This is a genomic window from Mesorhizobium sp. L48C026A00, assembly GCF_000502375.1.
Taxonomy (GTDB): domain Bacteria; phylum Pseudomonadota; class Alphaproteobacteria; order Rhizobiales; family Rhizobiaceae; genus Mesorhizobium; species Mesorhizobium muleiense.
This window is the reverse complement of the sequence record NZ_AYWU01000057.1, coordinates 1-19763: the sequence shown is the minus strand read 5'-3', so window position 1 is coordinate 19763 and position 19763 is coordinate 1. Positions and strand designations below refer to the sequence as shown.

12 protein-coding genes and 7 pseudogenes are annotated in these 19763 nt (G+C 61.0%); 15 read left to right on the top strand and 4 right to left on the bottom strand.

Annotated elements, in window-relative coordinates:
- The 10 genes and pseudogenes from X738_RS79385 to X738_RS79345 all read left to right on the top strand — a co-directional run.
- Positions 1-358, top strand: a 358-nt coding sequence (locus tag X738_RS79385; protein ID WP_023804010.1) for a redoxin domain-containing protein, incomplete at its 5' end; no start/stop codon positions are given.
- 36 nt (positions 359-394) lie between these two features.
- Positions 395-811 (top strand): annotated as a pseudogene (locus tag X738_RS79380) (cupin domain-containing protein); the annotation flags it as partial.
- Positions 812-815: 4 nt separating this feature from the next.
- Positions 816-977, top strand: a pseudogene (locus tag X738_RS89860) (cupin domain-containing protein); the annotation flags it as partial.
- A 520-nt stretch (positions 978-1497) separates the two neighbouring features.
- Positions 1498-2206, top strand: a pseudogene (locus tag X738_RS79375) (IS6 family transposase).
- Positions 2176-2636 (top strand): annotated as a pseudogene (locus tag X738_RS88075) (zincin-like metallopeptidase domain-containing protein). Before X738_RS79375 ends, X738_RS88075 begins: the two co-directional pseudogenes overlap by 31 nt.
- 243 nt (positions 2637-2879) lie before the next feature.
- Positions 2880-4073, top strand: coding sequence for a plasmid partitioning protein RepA (gene repA, locus X738_RS79365; RefSeq protein WP_023804003.1), 1194 nt, complete (start codon positions 2880-2882; stop codon positions 4071-4073).
- Complete coding sequence (repB, locus tag X738_RS79360; RefSeq protein ID WP_023804002.1) at positions 4073-5089, top strand: plasmid partitioning protein RepB; 1017 nt, start codon at positions 4073-4075, stop codon at positions 5087-5089. The genes repA and repB overlap by 1 nt, the downstream gene beginning before the upstream one ends.
- A 159-nt stretch (positions 5090-5248) precedes the next feature.
- Positions 5249-6416 (top strand): annotated as a pseudogene (gene repC, locus X738_RS79355) (plasmid replication protein RepC).
- 163 nt (positions 6417-6579) lie between these two features.
- Positions 6580-7010: pseudogene (locus X738_RS79350) on the top strand (antitoxin Xre-like helix-turn-helix domain-containing protein).
- Positions 7007-7489 carry an RES family NAD+ phosphorylase gene (locus X738_RS79345; RefSeq protein WP_023803999.1) on the top strand — a complete coding sequence of 161 codons (483 nt, stop codon included), beginning with the start codon at positions 7007-7009 and terminating at the stop codon, positions 7487-7489. Before X738_RS79350 ends, X738_RS79345 begins: the two are co-directional and overlap by 4 nt.
- Before the next feature lie 21 nt (positions 7490-7510).
- Here X738_RS79345 and X738_RS88070 read toward each other — a convergent pair.
- From X738_RS88070 to X738_RS79335, 3 genes and pseudogenes are all read right to left on the bottom strand, one after another.
- A pseudogene (locus X738_RS88070) lies at positions 7511-7723 on the bottom strand (tyrosine-type recombinase/integrase); the annotation flags it as partial.
- A 68-nt stretch (positions 7724-7791) separates the two neighbouring features.
- On the bottom strand, positions 7792-9036 hold the full coding sequence (locus X738_RS79340) for a tyrosine-type recombinase/integrase (RefSeq protein ID WP_023803998.1): 1245 nt from the start codon (positions 9034-9036) through the stop codon (positions 7792-7794).
- A gap of 9 nt (positions 9037-9045) precedes the next feature.
- Positions 9046-10134: a hypothetical protein gene (locus X738_RS79335; protein WP_031257083.1), complete on the bottom strand. Its 1089-nt coding sequence runs from the start codon at positions 10132-10134 to the stop codon at positions 9046-9048.
- A gap of 841 nt (positions 10135-10975) precedes the next feature.
- On the opposite strand from X738_RS79335, the gene X738_RS88920 reads away from it, so the two are divergent.
- From X738_RS88920 to X738_RS79320, 3 genes are all read left to right on the top strand, one after another.
- Positions 10976-11413, top strand: a complete 438-nt coding sequence (locus tag X738_RS88920) for a helix-turn-helix domain-containing protein (protein ID WP_023803995.1) — start codon at positions 10976-10978, stop codon at positions 11411-11413.
- Positions 11414-11505: 92 nt separating this feature from the next.
- The gene (locus X738_RS79325; protein WP_023803994.1) at positions 11506-12183 is read left to right on the top strand and encodes a DUF2384 domain-containing protein; all 678 of its coding nucleotides are present in this window, start codon (positions 11506-11508) and stop codon (positions 12181-12183) included.
- Positions 12184-12792 carry an RES family NAD+ phosphorylase gene (locus tag X738_RS79320; RefSeq protein ID WP_023803993.1) on the top strand — a complete coding sequence of 203 codons (609 nt, stop codon included), beginning with the start codon at positions 12184-12186 and terminating at the stop codon, positions 12790-12792.
- A 209-nt stretch (positions 12793-13001) separates the two neighbouring features.
- Here the strand turns inward: X738_RS79320 and X738_RS86520 are convergent, their stop codons facing one another.
- Complete coding sequence (locus X738_RS86520; protein WP_023803992.1) at positions 13002-14165, bottom strand: hypothetical protein; 1164 nt, start codon at positions 14163-14165, stop codon at positions 13002-13004.
- A 182-nt stretch (positions 14166-14347) separates the two neighbouring features.
- Between X738_RS86520 and X738_RS0144855 the strand changes: the two genes are divergently transcribed.
- The gene (locus X738_RS0144855) at positions 14348-17038 is read left to right on the top strand and encodes an ATP-binding protein (RefSeq protein ID WP_245277883.1); all 2691 of its coding nucleotides are present in this window, start codon (positions 14348-14350) and stop codon (positions 17036-17038) included.
- 371 nt (positions 17039-17409) lie between these two features.
- Entirely contained in the window at positions 17410-18939 is a 1530-nt protein-coding gene (locus tag X738_RS79305) for a hypothetical protein (protein WP_245277882.1), read from the top strand.
- The last annotated feature ends 824 nt before the right edge of the window (positions 18940-19763 follow it).

Below are 19763 nucleotides of genomic sequence, written 5' to 3'. Positions count from 1 at the left end.
GGGTACGACGCTGGTTGGCGTCAGCCCGCAGGTTCCCCAAAAGCTGCGCGACATCAAGGATCGCCACCAACTGGATTTCCTGATCGCGACCGACGCGGGCAATTCACTGGGACGCCGCTTCGGCATCCTATATTCATTCGACGAAGCCTCGCGCCGCCTTTCGGTCGAGAGCGGGAGCCCGATCGGCGAGGTCACCGGAACGGGAACCTGGGAGCTGCCGATGCCGGCTGCGATCATCATCGATCAGACGGGCACGGTGCGATTTGCCGATGTCAGCCCGGACTGGCTTGTGCGCACCGAACCGGCCGATATTGTCGCGGCCGTCCAGGCCATCACAACCCGCGCCGCCGCTGCTTGACTAGATATGACCGGGACAGAGAAAGACGAGGCGACTTTGACCAAAGACCACGGCCACGACGGCCGCCATCATGAGCATGATCATGATCACACGCCGGTCGACTGGCGCGAGAATGGGGTAAAAGTCATCCCTGGGAATTCGCTCGACCCCAACACCGCCCAGACGCCTGGCATGAACCGGGCGGCGGCGATCAGCAAGGCGCGGGCGGGTGCCGAAAAGATCTGGGCCGGCACGGTGACCATCCACGCCAACGCCAAGACCGGCGCGCATCACCACGGCGATCTGGAAAGCATCATCTATGTGGTCAAGGGCAAGGCGCGCATGCGCTGGGGCGACAACCTGGAATATGTCGCGGAAGCCGGTCCCGGCGACTTCATCTATGTCCCGCCCTACGTGCCGCATCAGGAGATCAATGCCAGCCGCGACGAGACGCTGGAATGCGTTCTTGTCAGGTNATGTCCCGCCCTACGTGCCGCATCAGGAGATCAATGCCAGCCGCGACGAGACGCTGGAATGCGTTCTTGTCAGGTCAGGCCAGGAGCCGGTGGTCGTCAATCTGGACATCGAGCCAGTGGAAGCACCCGAGGAGGTGCTTTGGATAGATCCGATCCACAGGTGAAGCAGCCGATGCTGGTCGTGTTTAGTGGTCTGCCCTGAAGCGGAAAGACAACAATCGCCCGCAAACTCACAGCTAGACTATCTGCAGCATATCTCCGGATCGACACGATCGAACAGGCGATCCGCGACGCCCACGTCCTGCCCGCCGAAGTCCGACCCGCAGGCTACATCGTAGCAGCCGCCTTGTCGGAATCCAATCTCGCTGCCGGGACGACGGTCATCGTCGATTGTGTCAACCCGGTCGCCGAAAGCTGCGGGCTTGGCGCGCGACTGCGGATCGCGCCAAGTCCGCCCTGTTTAATATCGAGGTTGTTTGTTCTGATCCGATTGAGCACCGCCGGAGGGTCGAGGCGCGGACCGTCGACGTCGTCGGATTGATCCCCCGACGTGGCAATCCGTCCAACAGCATGAATATGAGCCGTGGCAGACGGAACGCCTGGTGTTGGACACTGCCCACCTATCGCCTGACGATGCGCTGGAGATGATAGAACGGGCGTTGTCCCGGTAACCGCTTGTCAGGGATCGCTGCGATAGATGCGGGGGATGACAAACGGCATCGGTTCCCACCCGAGATCATCGCCCACGCGGTGTGGCTGTATTATCGATTTCCGCTGAGCTTGCGTCATGTCGAAGAAATGCTGCTGGAGCGCGGCATCGTCGTTTCCTACGAGACGATCCGTCACTGAGGCAGGAAGTTCAGGCTGGACTACGCTCGGCGCCTGCGCCACAAGCAGCCCAGTCGAAATGATATCTAGCACCTCGACGAAAACGCCATCACGATCGCCGGCAGGAAGCCATTGGTTATGGCGCGCCGTCTACGAGGACGGCTATGTGCTCGACGAGATCGTCCAGACCCGGCGCAACACCAAGGCCGCCAAGCGCTTGCTGACACGGCTGTTGAAGTAGCAGGGCCAGGTACCGAAGCGCATGATCACCGACAGGGTCGGCTCCTATGGAGCAGCGCGGCGTCAGGTCATGCCGGACATCGAGCACCGGTCGCACAAGGGCTTGAACAACAGAGCGGAGAATTCGCATGTGCCACTGCGAAAACGAAAGCGGATGATGCAAGGCTTTCGATCACCGGGGAGTCTCCAGCGTTTCGTCTCGACCTTCTCTGCAGTCCGCAATCTCTTCGTCCCGCCCCGTTCAAAACGCTCCGCCTTTCAGGTTCATCTTCACCGCCTGAATGCCATGGCGCAATGGAAAGCTGCTGCCAGCGTGATCGCCTGAAATCATTCCCAAAAATCGCAACGACAGCCCATCTCTGTTTATGTGACGTCACCGGCACCAAAGCTTACAGCCGGCCCAGTATCGACGACATCCTCATGCCTGACCGCGGGCGTTTCGATAGCGAGGTTCACCTTTACTCGACCTTGCTGCATGAGGTGTCGCATTGGTCGGGCGCAAAGCATCGCCTGGACCGCGATCTGACGGGCAGGTCCGGCAGTCAAGGCTATGCCGTCGAGGAGCTCATTGCCGAGCTCGCGGCATCGTTCCTGTGGGCGTGGCGCATGATCCGCGCGAAAACACAGCCGCCTATCTGGCGAGCTGGCTCGCCGTCCTGAAGAATGGCAAGAGGGTCATCATCACGGCCGCAGGCGCAGGCCGCTGCCGAGTATCTCACGGCCTGCAGCCAGCCGCCGGACAAGACGCCGCGTAAGGAGAAGCGGGACGGCGGCGGCAGACTTAGGCACTGTCACAGCAATCGATCCTTCATCATTGACGTGACTTGCCATTTGGTTGTCCGCGGACAACCACTGCTCGGTCTGAGAGTTGTCCGCGGACAACTAAGCTCGAAACGGCATCAGGGTTAAGCGTTTGTAAATTCGTAACGAATCGGGTCTTATTGTAACTGCGCAGTTTATCGCATCTTAGCGGTAATTGCGCAGTTCGAGGACCAAGGATGTTACAGACTTCAATTCAAATCGGTGAACAGGAGCACCTGCCGTCGATGTTGTCGGCAGATTCGCTCGAACTGTCACGTCAGTTGCAGTTGCACCAGCAGAAGATTTTTCCTCCGAATTCTCAGAAGGCGATTCGTAATTTCAGCCCGGCCGAGGCCTCCTATTACATCGGCATCGGAGAAGGATACCTCAGGCAAGTCGCATCCGAAGGCTACGGGCCAGAGCCGCTGGCCAACGGTCGGCGCATGTACACGCCGGACGACATGGGGCGGATTCGGCAGACTCTGGACGAAAAGAACGGGTCCCCAAAATATGTCCCGAACCGCCGTCCTGGAGAGAAACTTCAGGTGATTGCGGTCATGAATTTCAAAGGGGGTTCCGCAAAAACAACCACGTCCGCGCACCTTGCCCAGTATCTAGCACTTCGGGGTTACAAGGTGCTTGCGATTGATCTCGATCCACAAGCCTCGCTATCGGCTTTGTTCGGCCATCAGCCCGAACTCGATGTTGGCGAAGGCGAGACGCTCTTTGGCGCCATACGATACGACGAACCACGACCGCTGTCAGAAATCGTGCGGGCGACATACACGCCGAATTTGCACATTGTGCCAGGCAACCTCGAATTGATGGAATTCGAGCATGAGACCCCAAAAGCGATTATGACTGGATCGGCAGAATCGATGTTCTTTGCCCGGATCGGCGAAGTCCTGACCGATATTGAAAGCCTGTACGATGTGGTCATTATCGACTGCCCCCCGCAACTGGGCTTTTTGACGATGTCGGCGCTTTGTGCCGCGACATCGGTTCTTATTACCGTTCACCCACAAATGCTCGATGTGATGTCGATGAGCCAATTTCTGGCGATGACCAGCGAGTTGATGGCTGTCGTGGAAAGGGCAGGGGGACGCACCAGCTACGACTGGATGCGCTACCTCGTGACACGTTTCGAGCCGAATGATGGCCCGCAGAGCCAGATGACTGGATTCATGCGTGCCATCTTTGGGAATCGCATGCTTCACTACCCCATGCTCAAATCGACGGCGATATCCGACGCAGGCGTGACAAAGCAGACCCTTTATGAGGTCGAGCGGTCGCAATTCACGAGGGGAACTTACGACCGTGCAATGGAGTCCTTGAATCAGGTCAATTCGGAAATCGAAGGCCTGCTGAAGGCGACTTGGGGGAGGAAATAATGGCCCGCAAGAATCTCATTGAGGTTTCGGTTGATAACCAAGCCACTGAAACTTCATCGCCGATGACGGCTGCCAGACCGATCGCAGGCTTCGTCCCTCCTGCTGTGCGCAACACTCCTATTGGGGGGATCACCAAGACCCTCGGCAACATTACGCAGAAGTTCGAACGCGCCCAGGATATCGAGAAGCAGCTAGCCGAAGGGCAAACGATCATTGAGATCGATCCAGCGCTCGTTGACTCGTCTTTCGTCAGCGATCGCATTGGCACCGATGTCGTCAAGCTTGCCCAGCTTAGCGAGCAAATCAGGGACCACGGACAACAGGTGCCGATACTTGTGCGCCCTCATCCAGACGCCCGGGGACGGTATCAGGTCGCCTATGGCCATCGGAGACTGGCGGCCGTCAAGTTGTTAGGTGTCAAGGTCCGCGCGGTCGTCCGGGAACTTTCCGACGACCAGCTCGTCGTCAGCCAGGGGCAGGAGAACAACGCCCGGACCAATCTTTCATACATAGAAAGAGCATTGTTTGCAGTTCGCCTGGAAGACCGCTCGTTCTCCCGAGAAACCATCATGGCGGCCCTCGGGATCGACAAAGCTGCTCTGTCGAAAATGGTCTCGGTTGTGCGGCAGGTGCCAATCGAATTGATCGAAGCCATAGGCGCTGCGCCAGAGGTCGGCCGTAGGCGGTGGATGGAACTCGCCGATCTGCTGCCGAAGGCAAGCGTCAAAAACGTGCTGGCATCGCTCTCGGAACCAGAAACCAAGGCGCTCTCGAGCGATCAACGCTTTCAAGCAGTTGTCGATGCCCTGACAACAAAACCTGAGAAGACGCCCAAAAGCATCGGTGCTCTCAAATCCTGGGCCCCCGATGACAAATCGGTTCGCGTCTCGCTGAAAACCAACGGAAAAACCGCCACAATCGCCATTGGCGCGGTCAACGGGCCGCTCTTTGCCACATACATTACCGAACGGCTGGATGACCTCTATGCCGATTGGCAGTCGAAGCAGGAGAACTGAAACCGCAAAAGAAAAAGGCCCCCGAACGTCGCCGTCGCGGAAGCCCTTCTCGTAGATCGCACTTCGAGAATCTCATTTCCGCGAATCACTGTCAAGAGTTGTAGCGTCGATTTTCGGCGAGCGGATTTCTTTTGCCTGATTTAGAAGGCGAAGGAAGAAATGGAGACGGGTATTGCAACGACGCCCTTTGGGCGGCGGCCGATGTCGCTTGCCATGCTGGCAGCGCAAAACNTGGCAGGTCTACCGCAACCTCTGCGAGGGCAAGAGCATCGTCGGCATCGGCGATCGCGCCCTGGCCGTCCTGAATGCGTTGCTGTCGTTCTATCCTGACAGTGAGCTGAGTGAGGAAAACGGCCTCATCGTGTTTCCCTCGAACGCACAGCTGTCCCTCAGGGCGCACGGCATGCCCGATTCCACATTGCGGAGGAACCTGGCGGAGCTGGTGAATTGCGGTCTAGTCATCCGTCGGGACAGCCCGAACGGCAAGCGTTATGCACGGAAGGGCAGGGGTGGGGAGATCGAGGAAGCATTTGGCTTCTCCCTGGCGCCGCTGCTGGCCCGTGCTCAAGAGTTCGAGGCGGCGGCAGAGCGTGTTCGCGCCGACAACAGGGCGCTCCGGCTTATGCGGGAACGCATTACGCTACACCGCCGGGATATCCAGAAGTTGGTCGAGGCGGCCGTTGAGGAAGACGTGCCGGGCGACTGGGGAGCCCTTTGGAGGCGTTTCCGCGCCGTTGTGGAGACAATTCCGCGCCGAGCCCGCATTGCCGAGCTCGAACCTATCGTGGCCGATCTGGCCGCGTTGCGTGATGACGTGGATAAGCTGCTGGAAATCCATATGGAATCCACGAATCCGAGCGGCAATGAGTCCCAAAGCGAGCGGCAGCAATCTGATTCAAATACCGACTCTATTTTTGAATTTGAACCTGCTTTGGAAAAAAGCGGGTCGGCGGCCGAGCCACTAACGAGGACCGCAGAACCCCCAAAAACCTATCCGCTGGGGATGGTGCTGAAGGCCTGCCCCGAAATCGTGGAGTACGCCGTCGACGGCATCGGCAACTGGCGCGATTTCATGATAACCGCCGCCCACGTCCGGGGATACCTGGGCGTTTCGCCGTCTGCGTATGAGGATGCCTGCCATGTCATGGGTCCGGATATTGCCGCGGTGGTGATTGCCTGCATTCTGCAGCGGGCACAGCACATCGAGTCAGCTGGTGGCTATCTGCGCGTGCTGACCGAGAAGGCGAGGGCAGGGGAGTTTTCGGTCGGGCCGATGCTGATGGCGGCATTGCGAGCGAACGGCGTGACAGCAAAGATGACAGGGTGACCGTTGGCGGATCNCGGGCCGATGCTGATGGCGGCATTGCGAGCGAACGGCGTGACAGCAAAGATGACAGGGTGACCGTTGGCGGATCGGTTCGCGCTGATGCGGGGCTTGCATGGCGCATCATGTGAGGCTATATTTTGCCTCACATGGAATGGAGAGTGAAATGCTAGCGTTCGGAAATGTCGCCGACGTGTTGGGGCTGCCCGTTAAAGAGGTGGCGGCGCGGTCGCCTTTCGGGCTGATCTCCCGGATCGAGAATGGACTTCCCATCGGGGCGCTTGAGCGCGTTGCGCATCTTCTGGCGCCTGGCGATGCTCAGTTCAAATACCGGCTGATCCCCAAGGCGACCTACGAGCGGCGCAAGATGGTACATCGCCTCTCGTCGGATGAGGGCACGCGATTGGCCCGCGTCGCGCGCGTCTGGGGCCTTGCTGTCGATGTCTGGCAGAACGAAGAGGAAGCGCGCGATTTCCTGTTTCGGCCGCACCCGATGATTGAGGACAAGCGACCGATCGACGTCGTTATCATGAGCGAGTTCGGTGCCGANTGGTAGTCGATATCCTCGGAGGTCTGAAGTACGGCAGTGCTGCGTGACGGCCCAGACTCTCGATCGCACGCTATCGTCCTTTCGCATCGGCGATCCGGCCGGCACCTACCCGATCTTCGACGCGACCGGCTCGACAATCGCGCCTGGGCGATGGAACACGCCCGGAAGTCCTCTCATCTACACCAGCGAGCACTATTCGACGGCCCTGCTGGAAAAGCTGGTGCATGGCAGCGGCCGACTGCCGCCCAACCAGCACTACATCGAAATCACGATCCCGCGCGGGCTGAGCTACGAGGTCTTTTCCCAGCCGTCACTGCCCGGCTGGGACACGATGCCGGCGACGGTGAGCAAGGGATTTGGCGAAACCTGGTGTTTAGAACGGCGCAGCGTCATCCTGCTGGTACCGAGTGTCGTGGCGCGTCTCGATTGCAATGTGCTGATCAATCCGGCGCATCCGGAGTTTTCAAGGATCCAGACAAGTCTGCACCAGCCCGTCTACTGGGACCGGCGGCTGTTTGGCGCGTAACGGGGGAGGGCTTTCTGTCGCCTACAACCCCGAGGCCTTGGTGAGATTGACGCGGAACCGGTCACGTCGGCGCTGATATTTCCGCGTCATCTCGGCCGAGGCGTGGCCGAGCTGCTTTTGCACATAGCGCTATCGACCTCGGCCGACGAGGCAAGCCCGGCGCGCAGGGAATGGCCAGAAACTTTGGCCCCGTTCGCCTTCCGACAGGTCGCCGCGCACGCCGGCGGCAAGTGCGGCTGCCTCGGAACCAGTTGTCCTGGAGCTGACGCCGCAAGCTGTGATGTGTCGGATCGACCTGCGACTCAGACGATTATCCGCGCCGCCCTTCCAAGCGTCCGCTCGGCGTCATTGTAATAATTCGAGGCTTGCTGCACGGAGCGATGCTGCGACTGCTGCATGGCTTCGGGCAGCGGAATGCCGCGGCGGGCGGTTTCGGTGAGATANTGCACGGAGCGATGCTGCGACTGCTGCATGGCTTCGGGCAGCGGAATGCCGCGGCGGGCGGTTTCGGTGAGATAGCCGGAGCGCAGGCCGTGGGCGGAAAACGCCATCGGATCAAACCCGGCCTCGGCGATGCGGCGCTTGAGGATCAGATTGACGGCTTGCGGCGTCAGCGCGCGTTTTTCGAGATTGCCCCAGCGATCGATGCCGCGGAACACGGCGCCCTGGGTGATCCCGGCGCGTTCGAGCCAGCCTTTCAGGGCCAGAACAGGCCGGCCGACGAGCAGCACGAAGGCGTCGCTGTCGGCCTGTGTCGTCTTGGTGCGGCCGAGCCGGATTTTTAGGCACGGCAGTTTTTCGCCGTCGGGAGCCTTGGGATCGGCGGGTACCGGCTCTTCTTCGACGATCTGCTCGAACCTGAGCGAAGCAATTTCGCTGCGACGTCGGCCGCCGGAGGCGAAGGCGGTGATGAGGATCGCGCGATCCCTGACGTCAACGAAACGGTCGCCGGCGCAGGCCTTCAGCAGGGCGGCCAAGATGTCGGCGGTCACCGCCTTTTTGCTTTTTCGTACGCGGGGGCGGGCGCTGGCGCGCACCGCCAGTTTTAGGGCGCTGTGCAGTCCAGGGGCGTTGAATTTGCCGCGCAAACCGCGCCATTTGGTCAGCGTCGACCAGCTCGACAGCCTCCGGCGCACGGTGCTTGGCGCGTGCGGTCCGTCGACGCGCAAAAGGCCGGCCGACTTCAACGCCACGGTCACGTCTTCCGGCATACCGTGCGAAACGTCGGTTTCACGCTTTGCCGGATCCCACAGGTGATGGGCGACGAATTTGATCAGCAGCGCTTCAGGCGCGGGCCAGGGGAGCGAAAAACCGGTCGCGGCAAGCGACCAGGCTTCGAGGTAGCCGAGATCCGAGGCCAGCGCCCGCAGCGAATTCTCCCCCATCCCCTCCCTTGCCAGGTGGCGCAGCGTCTCGACGTCGTCGTCGGTGAGGATTTCGGCCAAAAAGTCCCTGCGGTCGAACGGCAGCACGGACTCCAGCGCGTCCAGCGCCTCGGCGCGGCGCAGTTTTTGGTCGGATGCGGGTTTTGGCAGACGAACGTCCATGGCCGCGCCTCAGAACAGATAGCGCTTGTCGGCCCACTCGAGCAGTACGGCCGCGTCCTTGTCGGGCAGGCGCACACGCCCGGCGCGAAGGCCCCCCGCAATCGCATCGCCGACGTCCGGATCGACCCAGTGCCCGTGCGTCATCAGGAAAAACCAGGCGAAAGGCAGGTCTATTTCCGCGTCGATCGCCTCGATACGCTCCATGAGACGGTGCACAGACACGCTCTCATCAACGAGCAGCCTTTCGGCGGGCATCTTCAGCGGCCGCGGGATGAAGTTGAGTTGGCGCCGACCGTGATCCTCAAAATCCTTGATGTCGAACGCCCAGTGCGCAAACACCCGGTCGGAGGAGGCGCTAGACCGCTCCCAGTCCGCGAAGAAACGGTTTTCCCTTGGCACGAAATCGAACCAGTCGGGATTGAGCTCGAGGAACGGCGTCTCCCGGTCATAGTTCAGTCCGACCTCACGAATGAAACGAGCCTCGAGCTCCGGGCGTTGCGCTTCGCGCTGATCCCGTTCCAGCCGCTGACGGGCGGCCAGGAAACTGCGCATGTGGACGAGGCCTCCTCGCCGGCTCAGCCGATAGACCGGGCCGGCCAGCACCGGCGCGTCCGTCTCCGGCTCCCGCTTGACCCAGGACGGATCGAAGAGATCATCGGCGCTGTAGGGCCGGTAGTTGGGATCGACCACCGGACCGGCTAGGACCTCGATCTCGCGGCCGAGCGCAAGCTGGACGAAGTCCGCCACACCAGGCCCGGTCGGCGAGAAGGCAAAGACGGCGGTGCCGCGCCATTCCGTGAATTTTCCCCCGCTTTCTCGATGCCGGTTCCAGAAGGCGGTGAGATCGCCATCGACTTCGGCCAGCCCGTGCTTGATCCAGTCGTGGTGGTCACCGAGCCGGGTGCCGTCGGACGTCAAGACTGTGCGGGTGTCGCCGCGCCAGTAAAAATCGTCGACCGGCGCTGTCGAGAACGAAAAGCCAGGGAACGCGGTAGATAGGGCAGGGGCGAGGTCCGCATCGGCCGACGCTGGATCGAGACCGTTAAGCACCGCTTCGACGGTAGCGGCGTCGGGCAGTCGCACGGGTGTGTCGGTCATTTTCGGGCGCCTCCGGCCGCGCGGCAAAAACAGCGCTTTTGTGTCGATCGCGGCCGTCCGCGTCGTTGCCGGCGGCCCATCTGGAGGGCGATTCTGGCTGATTTGGGCGGCGAGATCAATCACTATCGATAAGAGATAATTATCGATAGTGAGGAAGGCGCCAGAGAAAATCCAACGTGAGTCAACCTAACATCAAGATAGCTTGACTATGGCGAATCAACTATCATGAAACCAATGGCTTACGACATCTGCGATTTGTCTCTGAACACCCTGATCGGGCCGGTTTCCCGCGCGACCGAGGTTTTGGTCCGCCTCGATGAGCGGCTGGCTCGTTCTCCCGTCCGCGACGGCTTTGTCGAACGCCAGCATTTCGCCGACTCGGCCGCCGCGCTCTGGCTCGCGGGCGAGCTCGTCCATCTCGAAGATCTTGTCCTGCATGATGCCCACATGGACATTCGCACCCCGACCCACGAGCTCACCCGGGCGCATGCCGTGCTGCGCGCCCGCCGGCGAATTTTCGCGCAAAAACCGGACTGGGCGCTCAGCCGCGACGGTTTTTTGGCCCTGACTGGTCGCGGCGGCGCGACACCGGCATCGGGACAAAAAAGTCGGGAAGGGCAGGGGGCTGGAAGCAGCACCGTTGAAACCGACGGTCGGGATGAAGCTGAGGACGGTCTGCTCGCCGAAGAATTTGCCGAGATCGATGCTGTCCTGGCGCGCTCGTCGAAGATTCTGAGCGGCGCCGACGTGTCTGCGAGGACGCCGCCTTCGGACGAGCGGCCGAACTTGATCTACGATCTCGNGCGCCGCGATCCTGCTCGAGGCCTGGACCGACATCGAGGTGCTGCAGCATGCCGCCTGGCTCGGGCCACTGCTGGTGGCTGCGCTGCTGCGTCAGGAGGGTCTTGCCGCCAACCATCTCGCCAGCCTGCATCTCGGCGCCAAAAACATTCCGCGGGAGTGGCGGCGGGCGCGCAATCGCTCGGACCGGTTGTTGGCTTTTGTCGACGCCATTCACGACGCAGCGCTGGCCGGCTTGAAGGAGCACGACCGGCTGGCGATGGCGAAAAGCCAGATGGAGCGGCGGCTCAAACAACGGCGCGCCAGCTCGAAACTGCCCGACCTGGTCGAGCTCGCGATGTCGCGGCCACTCGTCTCGGCTGGCATGATCCAGGAGCGGCTAAAAGTGACAAAACAGGGGGCGCTCAATCTGGTCGGCGAGCTTGGCCTGCGCGAGATGACGGGGAGGGGAAGGTTTCGCGCCTGGGGAATTGTTTAGTCCGCAGCCATTCTCCACTGACTTTACGAAATTATCGAACTTGACGAACTTGCGCTCTGTAACCATATTGGTGACAGCAGGAGGTTCTCATCATGGCCGCTCCAAAGCGCAGCAATCATAGCGGGTCCGCGTCGCACGCGGGAGTCGCCACCCTGAGCTTCACGACAAAGCTTCCGGCACAGGCAGACTTCAAGAAGGTATTGCTCGAACGCTATCAGGAAGCGATCGCACGCAGCCGCAAGATCGGCCACCGCGTATCGTTCCGGGTAGAGGTCGATCCGGCGGCCGATGCGCAGACGATCACGCCGGTCGAGGAGCAACCGATCGATACCTTTCCCGTCGAGGACACGGGCAAGCCCGATGCCGAACTCGAGGCGGCGCTTGCCACAGCGCGCGCGCGTGGCCGCAAGCGTGTTGCCGAAATTGTCGCCGGCGAAGACATGCTGAGCGCGGATGCCTTTGCCAAGCTGATCGGCACGTCGCGGGTGACGGTCAACGCCAAGCGGCAAAGCGGACAGGTGCTCGGGATCGATGGCGCCAAGCGCGGCTTCCGCTTTCCTGTCTGGCAACTCGACAAGGACGGCCGGCCGTTCGGACCACTACCGGCGCTCCATGCCATGTTTGGCAACAATGCCTGGGCGGTCTACCGGTTTCTGGTGTCACCCCATGGCGCGCTCGATGGGCGGACAGGTCTTCGTGCCCTTCAGCAAGGCGATGATGCTCCGGTGTTGGCTGCGGCGGAAGGTATGGCCAGAGGCGATTTCGACTGAATGCCCGGCGTTCCACCTCCACCCGATTTCGGGCGTGCAAAGCTCGAAATCGAGACCATATCGCCGGGACGGACATTCGGCCGGATCTACTGGAGCACTTATCCCGATCCGCTGGGATACGGGAAGTCGCCGAGCCGATTCAGCGATCCTCGACGCCGCGTTGACGCCAATCGGTTTGGTGTTCTCTATCTCGGTGACTCCCTGAAGGTGTGCTTCCTTGAGACCGTGCTCCGCGACCGCCGCGAAGGAATCCTTGACGATCTTCCGGTGGAGGAGGTGGAACTGACCCGACGGCGCTTTGCGGAGATCGCGACCACGGCGGACCTACGCCTGGTCGACCTCAGAGGCGACAATGCCGTTCGGATGGGTGTGCCGACCGATGTCGTTCGGGCACAGCGCCAGAACCTGGCACGCCGGTGGTCGCTAGCGTTTCACGAGCACCCATCTCAGCTTGACGGAATCATTTACCCCTCGCGCCTCAACGGCGGGACCAATCTCGCCATCTACGACCGGGCAATACCGAAGCTTCAAGCGAAGCGCGTTTTGACCCTTCTCGGCGCGCCAGGGCTGGCTCAGGTTCTGGAGGATTTCAGGGTAGGGTTGGTGTGAAGATGCAGCTCGTATCCGTATCGCTTGGCGAAGATGGCTGTAGCGCCAGAAGCGTCCACTAAGCCGGAGCAACGGAACGACTGGTGTGGGGCCGAGAGCTGACTGACAGCTTCTGGCGTCCGTGAAGCGATTAGCGGACCTCTAAACCGACTCGCTGAGGGGCCCATCGTAATTACGGAACGATGGCAATCAACATTGCACTAGAGCTTCTAGTCGTCCCCTCGCGTGTCGAGGAAGTGGAAGCCATCAATCTTTTGCTCACGCACAGGGCGGAACGGACTGCGGGCCAAGGCGTCCTCCATCTGCGCGTCGAACACCCAGGGCTCGATAGTCAGGCACCAATCGATCATGAAGTGTTCGTCCATAAACGAGATCTGGACGCCGACAGCACGGTCCGCCTTGGCCATGTACTTGGCCACCTCCGTGAGTGTCTGAAGGTAGCGCTTCCGACTCTCAATCGGGTCGTCGTCGTTTAGGGCGTAGGGGTGCAGTGGGGCAAACATGAAGCTGCAACCCGACGCCGGGAAGTAGAACCTGTAGGGCCTGACGCTGTCGCCGCCCCTCGCCGCCGCCAATGCCGCGTCGAACCGCTCCTTCGCGGCTCGCCACGCCGACCGCGGCAGCTTCGCAAACTCGACCATGATCCGCGAGTGGTCGCTGCCTCGTCGGGGCGCCTCTATATGGTCCGCAAGTCGGCGGAGGATGGACGAGAGATCGTAGTGCTCCACCTCCATGAGCAAGCGCTCGAGCTTCTTGTGTGATGCAGGCGAGGGAACTGGCTCCTCCGATGCATACGCTGCCAGGATATCGTCCTCGACCACCGGAATCTTCATTTGTGCAAGCTCGGACAGCGAAGTCTGGCGGTACTCGAAGTAACGTCGGATCTCCTCTGGGGCGATCAAAGTCTGAAGCACGCGCGCATAGGCCGCGTCGTTGAAGATATGGACGAAGCCGGCCGACCTGCTTTCCTTGAAGTGGGTTGCGGTACAGTCAGATGGTAGGGACAGTGCGGGCTTATAGATCACCACACGATGTATTTCGCGGAGCGCGGCGCCGCTGATCTCAAGTTCGGTGCCGCGAATGTTCGACACCGGGATGGAGCCGTGCGTATCGAGGTATCGTAGCGAATCGCTGATCTGCTTGACCGCGGATTTCATCACTTTGTTTTCGAACCACTTTCGCTCCTCATCCGGGTCGGATGTCGGCACCTCCCGTTCCTTCATCTGGGTGACGAATGCCACGTTGTCGAACCAGACCACGTTGTCAGCCAGCTCCAGCTCTCCTTGAGGTACGCGGAACTTGAGCTGGGTGAAGGTGAACTCCCGCCAGAACGCCATTCCGTTCTGCTCAGCGATGAACTGCTCCAGATCCATAGGGTCTCCTTTCCAATCTTCTGTCGCGCAACCATCGCGCTCCTGCTTTACGGGTCCGCTGGTCTATCCCAACGGCCACGATGTAGTCTTCACTTTAGCGAAGTCGAAATGCGGCTCGTGGATTCGCGAAAACAGATGATCTGAGATATTGTCGTCCTGGCGTCTATGGGGGCATTTCTAATATGGATCTTTTGGTGGAAGGGGACGGGGCAGAGGGTGAACGCGCGCAGCGTTCATCAGCATCGCGCGAACCGAGTTCTCGACACCGCGACGCCCTCCGGTTGCTCTTCATCCTGGCTGCGGGCGGCGAAGACGCCGACGAGCCCAACGAGGAGGTTGTGAAGGTCTTTCGAGCCGAGAAGCGCTTGATGGCTATGGACTTCCTCGTTCGGTATCCCGACTACTTGGCCGACGCCCTGCTAGACCTTTACAACGACACCGGCGAGCCAGAGCTCCTGGAGGCGGTTCAGCACATTATTCTCAACGACGAGCCCTCGGTCAGATTGGTGCGGATGGTCCGCTGGCGCCACGGCGCCTACCAGAACGTTGAGGACGCCCTTGCAATGCTGAGCTACTACGGCCTTGCGAGACCCATGCAGCTCGCCGGCGACGACGGCAAGATACGTCGATACGAGTATCTCATATCGCCAAAGGCGATCTCGTTCCTGGACCAGTGCGTTCGGGATCACCCGGAATTGGCGTGGTATCGAGATCGATTGGTATTGGTCATGCGGGTCGCTGCCGGCAAGAGCGGCTCCGCCTTGAAGGAATTGGCAGTACGAGCACCCGGAATACGAAAACACCATCCAGGGCGACGTGATACCGACCATCCGGAGGCAGGTCGAGCAACGTCTGACCAAGATCGTCGGATTGGAACCATGAGCAAGGAACGGATCATCGAGTCGACCGAGAACGGCTGGACCAAAGCCATCGCCGAGGACAGCGCCAGTCCCGAGTCGGATGTTCGAAGCGTGCTGCTCAAGTATGGCGTTCGCGCGCAGACCACGCCGCCGCGCGCCAAGAGCCTTCGTTTCGACAGCATCAAGTTGACGGGCGTTCGAGCCGAGTCCGAGCGCGACAGCCCCTTCGATCTGTCCTGGTCGAACCTCGGGACCGGCATCTGGGCAGTGATGTCCGAGCGCAATCTGCGAGGGAAGTCGTCCATCCTGAACCTGCTCTATGCCGCCATCCGCGGCGATTTCCCCGGTCGCGTGAAGCCCGACGTCTGGAAGTGGCTGGAGACCATCGATATCCGCTATTGCATCGACGACGTCTTGCATCGCCTGGAATTGCGCAAGGCGGCCGGCGAGGAGAAGGCGGCGGAGGGCAGGGCCAAGCTGAGCCGGAGCGATGGCGACGGTCAGTGGATCACGCTCTACGAAGGCGACGCTGGGGACGGGCTGAAATCCCAGACCGAGCATCTGATGATGGAGGAGCTCGATTTCCCGGTGATCTACGCCCATAACAAGAATACGGGCGGTCATCCCCATGGCTGGCCCCTGATAGCCTCGACGTTCTTCCTGTCTAGCTCCACCGAGGCGAAGGCACTGTTCGGCGACTTGCCCATCGACGGGCTCCCGCTTCGCCTGCTCCAACTGTTCATCGGGTTGCCGTGGGTCTCTACCTATAGCGCTGCGTTGACCGCGCAGAAGCAGGTCGAGCAAGGACTGGTCGATCGGCCGAACCATTCTGGCGTGACCACAGTGCTCAATACCAGGCTTCTAGAGGTTGAGGGCCAGCTGGCCGAGGCGAAGAAAGCCCGTGGCATGGATAACCGCGGCGCAAAAAGGCTGGAGCTGGAGCGGCTCGACGAGGAGACCGCGACCAATAGGAAGGCCGCCGAGACCGCCCGGGTCGCCTTCGAGACGGACACGGCGACCGTCGCGTCCGTCACAGCCAGCTACGACGATGCGCGGCGAAGGCTTAAGCAGCTCGAGGACGAGCTCTCGGCAGGATACTCGTTCCGTCAGCTTAGCCCGACTTGCTGCCCCGCCTGCGAGGCGGCGTTCGAGAAGGCCGCGCCGGCGGTTCAGCACTCGGACGGCAATACCTGCGCCTTGTGCAAGAACGATCTGCCAGTCCACGAGGACGATCTGGACAGTGATCGCATCCAAGACGCTCAGACCTTGGTGGAGGATCTGGCTACGTCGCTCCAGATCGCCAAGGCCAAGCTCAAAGCCAGCGGGAAGGCAGCAAGGGACGCGACCGAACGGCTCCGCACTGGCATGAGCAGGGTGCGAAGCGTCCAGGAGGCCATCTCCACGTTGCCGGCCGATCCCGAACTCGTCGTGGTCCAGCTGGAGGCGCAGGCCCAGCAGCTTCGGGAACTGATGGCCACACTGCAATCGCCTAACGACGACGACGACACCGAGACGCAGGGCGAACTCAAGATCCTCCGCGCCGCTTCCGAAGTCAGCAAGACGCTAATGACCTCAATGCAGTCGGACGTCCTCACGGAGATCGCCGATTCGGTGATGTCGCTCGCCAAGAAGTTCGGCGTGTCCCACGTCACCAGCATGCACCTCGACGGCGGCGGGAAGCTGAGGGTCCGCCAGGGCGGCGCCGATATCTATTTCAGCAACCTGACGATGGGCGAGAAATTACGCATAAAGATCGCCATCTCGCTGGCGGCGGTGGAAGTGGCCAAGCGTCGCGGGCATGGCCGGCATCCAGGCCTGCTGATCATCGACTCGCCGGCGTCGGAAGAGGTCGTGAATGAGGACTTCGAGCAGATGCTCGACAGCGTTTCCTCTGCTGCGAAGGACATCGGAGGCGTTCAGATCATCATCGGCACCATCGCTCGCAAGGCGGTAGAGGCGGTTGTGTCTAGCGACCATCGGCTGCACGCTAAGGGGGAGGAGTACCTCTTCTGACCGGTGGGGCGATGGAAGACAGATTCGAGCTTCTGACAACGGACGGCAGGCTCATACCAGATCCGGGAACGGCTCAAGAGAACGACCTGCTGGCCGCGGTCGCGGCCCTAGCGTCCGCAACCGCACGGGCCGACGCGTTCTGCTGGCTGACCGGTTGGGCGAGCGCTGCCGCCGTCCGGTGCGCGCTGCTGCGGATACTCGAGCGAGAGGACGACGCCACCGCCATTGCAGAGATGGTCGACTGCCTTGACGAATTGCCCGCGATTCCGCAGGCTCTCGGCCGCGCTGCGTGGGAGATCTTTCGCGGGCGTTTCGAGTCCCGGTCTGAGCATGGCTGGATGCGATCGCACGCGTTGCGCGGCGCGCTTGTCGTGGCGCAGGGCGATCCCGGCCTGATCAGGCGCCTTCAGTCGTACCTTCTGGACGTCACGGCGGACGACGACGGTGCCTATCTGCGTCACGTCGCCAAGGTCGCCGGTGCTATCCTGCGCCGATACCCGGACGACGATTTCCGGGATCTTCTCTCACGGCTGGTGGCTGTAGACGCCGCCGCGGACGAGGCTGCTCTCGAGCTTGGACTAGATCGGCTGCAAGAAGGGTTGCTCGCCAAGACGCACGACGCGCTCACGTCGGCCCTGGCGGCGGCGCAGGATTGGTTTCGCCGGTCGCTCGCCATGAGCGAAAGGCGTTCGGATGCCGCGCTGTATGAGATATGCACGTCCGTCCTGATCGATGTGCAGGCCAGGGGGCTGCATTCCGATCTCAAACTCGATCTGCCGAAACTTCAGCGCGCCGCCATCGAATACTCGGCCTATGCCGCGGACCGCCACTCCGCGGAATTGTGGCTCGGGACGTCGTCGCGCGAGCGTTTCCACTGGCTGTCGATGGCCACCAAACTGGCCATGGTCGCCCACACGTTCACCAAGGACATTTGGCTGCAAGCGGTCATCGTGATCGAGGACGAGCTGCTCTCGATCTTCTTCGCCAGCGAGAAGCTATTCTCCCGACCCGATGGCCACGGGGCCGATATTCTTGGGCGGGACGCGCTTATCCAATCACTGCGGAAACGGCGGTATTATCTGCAGGCCTTGGATCAGTGGCTGGCCGAGAACGCCGATAGCGACCTGGCGCTGAACGTCGGACATCTGCGCGATACGGTGCAGCAGTCACTGGCCGGGGCCATTTATCGCAGCCCTTTTGACGAATCGACCGAAGGCCGGCTGGTCGATTTCCTCAAACAAGCCGGCCTCGACGCAGCTACAGCCGCGATGACAGCAGCGCAGCTCGACGTAGGGATCGATCGCAATCGGCAGGTGGCTGACCTGTGGGCCGCTGTCATGGAGAAGCTCTCGGACAGTCCCGAATACAAGCGAGAGCATCCCCGAGCGCTGCTGGCACTCATGTGCACGCTCATCCTGCGGTTCTTGGATTTTCGCGCCAATATAGGCACGAGCACCGATCCGTCGAGCGAATACGTGTTTCGACGCGGCGTCGATCTGCCGATCGAACATGACCTTCAGTTGGATTTCTTGAAGTTTCTCACGACATCGGACGCACCATCGTTCCGGGCCGAAGCCAGGGATTCGGGTGGCGGCCGCGCCGACATCGCGATTGAGTACCGCGGCGTGAAGTCGATCGTCGAGGTGAAGAAGGACGACAACGTGCCCGACAACACCGTTCTGGCGAAGCGGTATGCCGGTCAGGCAACAGGCTACCTGACGACCGGCGTATGTTTCGGTTTCCTGCTGGTGCTCGATCTCCCGGATCGGAAAGGCCATCAGCCGCACATCTCCGAGCAGATCAGCGTGGAGCGAAAGATACCGGACGGATCCCAGGTCGAATATCATATCGTGACGGCCAGGATTCAGGCCAAGCGCAAGACGCCGCATGAACTGCGGTGACCACGCCCATAGGCTGACACCCTATCTATCGACTTACCACAATCGCCACTATCTGTACGGCCGCACAGAGGCGCTCCGATGTCCGGATAGGGAGCGGAGAACTGCAGCAGAAGGCCTCTTCTTGCTGCAACTTGGGGCGTCAGTGCCGTCGACAGGCTGACGATCGTCAGCGTGAACCGAATTCAACTGGAATTAACGGCAGGTTCCGGGAAGACTGCGGCAGCATCCAAACGTCTGAGATCAGGCGCAAAGCTGACAGGCCGTTTAGGGGACCGGAACCGGAATGTCGGGCTTCTAAAGCCGATGGCAGAGAGCGGATACGCTGTGGCGGCATTTGAGGGCACGTTCCTGCTCTTGATTATTGCCTGTGCGCGCAAATCGGGAAAATGGAAGGGCCGGAGGCAGGAGCACGGCCTCAGGCCGAGGCCCTAATCAAGCGGGTCGGCAATGATCGCGAAAAGCTCAATACGGCCTGCAGCGAAACTAAAGAAGTAGTCGCGCGTTGGACGCGGATAACGCTATTTCGTCTCTGGAGTATGGTTTAGGTCAGAGTGGTCAAGCCAACGTCGCATAAGGCAATCAATGGGTCGAGCGCTAGTCAAGCGAAGTCGCCCGCTCGTGACGAGGTCACTTTAGCGCCGCCCGCTTTCCGGCCGGTCCAACTCGCAACGCTCGTGGACACGGTCCCTGCCGGCGATCGTTGGATCCATGAGATGAAATACGACGGCTATCGTATTCTCGTTGCCGTTGGCGGTGGCGAGGCGCGAGCCTACACACGATCTGGTCTGGACTGGTCTAGCCGTTTTCCCTCGATCCTCTCCGAG

Excerpts from the sequence above, each read along its gene's own strand:
- X738_RS79325 (WP_023803994.1), top strand. The coding sequence starts at position 11,506 with ATGGCCGCTCCAAAGCGCAGCAATCATAGCGGGTCCGCGTCGCACGCG.
- X738_RS79320 (WP_023803993.1), top strand. The coding sequence starts at position 12,184 with ATGCCCGGCGTTCCACCTCCACCCGATTTCGGGCGTGCAAAGCTCGAA.
- X738_RS86520 (WP_023803992.1), bottom strand. The coding sequence starts at position 14,165 with ATGGATCTGGAGCAGTTCATCGCTGAGCAGAACGGAATGGCGTTCTGG.
- X738_RS0144855 (WP_245277883.1), top strand. The coding sequence starts at position 14,348 with ATGGATCTTTTGGTGGAAGGGGACGGGGCAGAGGGTGAACGCGCGCAG.
- repA (WP_023804003.1), top strand. The coding sequence starts at position 2,880 with ATGTTACAGACTTCAATTCAAATCGGTGAACAGGAGCACCTGCCGTCG.
- repB (WP_023804002.1), top strand. The coding sequence starts at position 4,073 with ATGGCCCGCAAGAATCTCATTGAGGTTTCGGTTGATAACCAAGCCACT.
- X738_RS79335 (WP_031257083.1), bottom strand. The coding sequence starts at position 10,134 with ATGACCGACACACCCGTGCGACTGCCCGACGCCGCTACCGTCGAAGCG.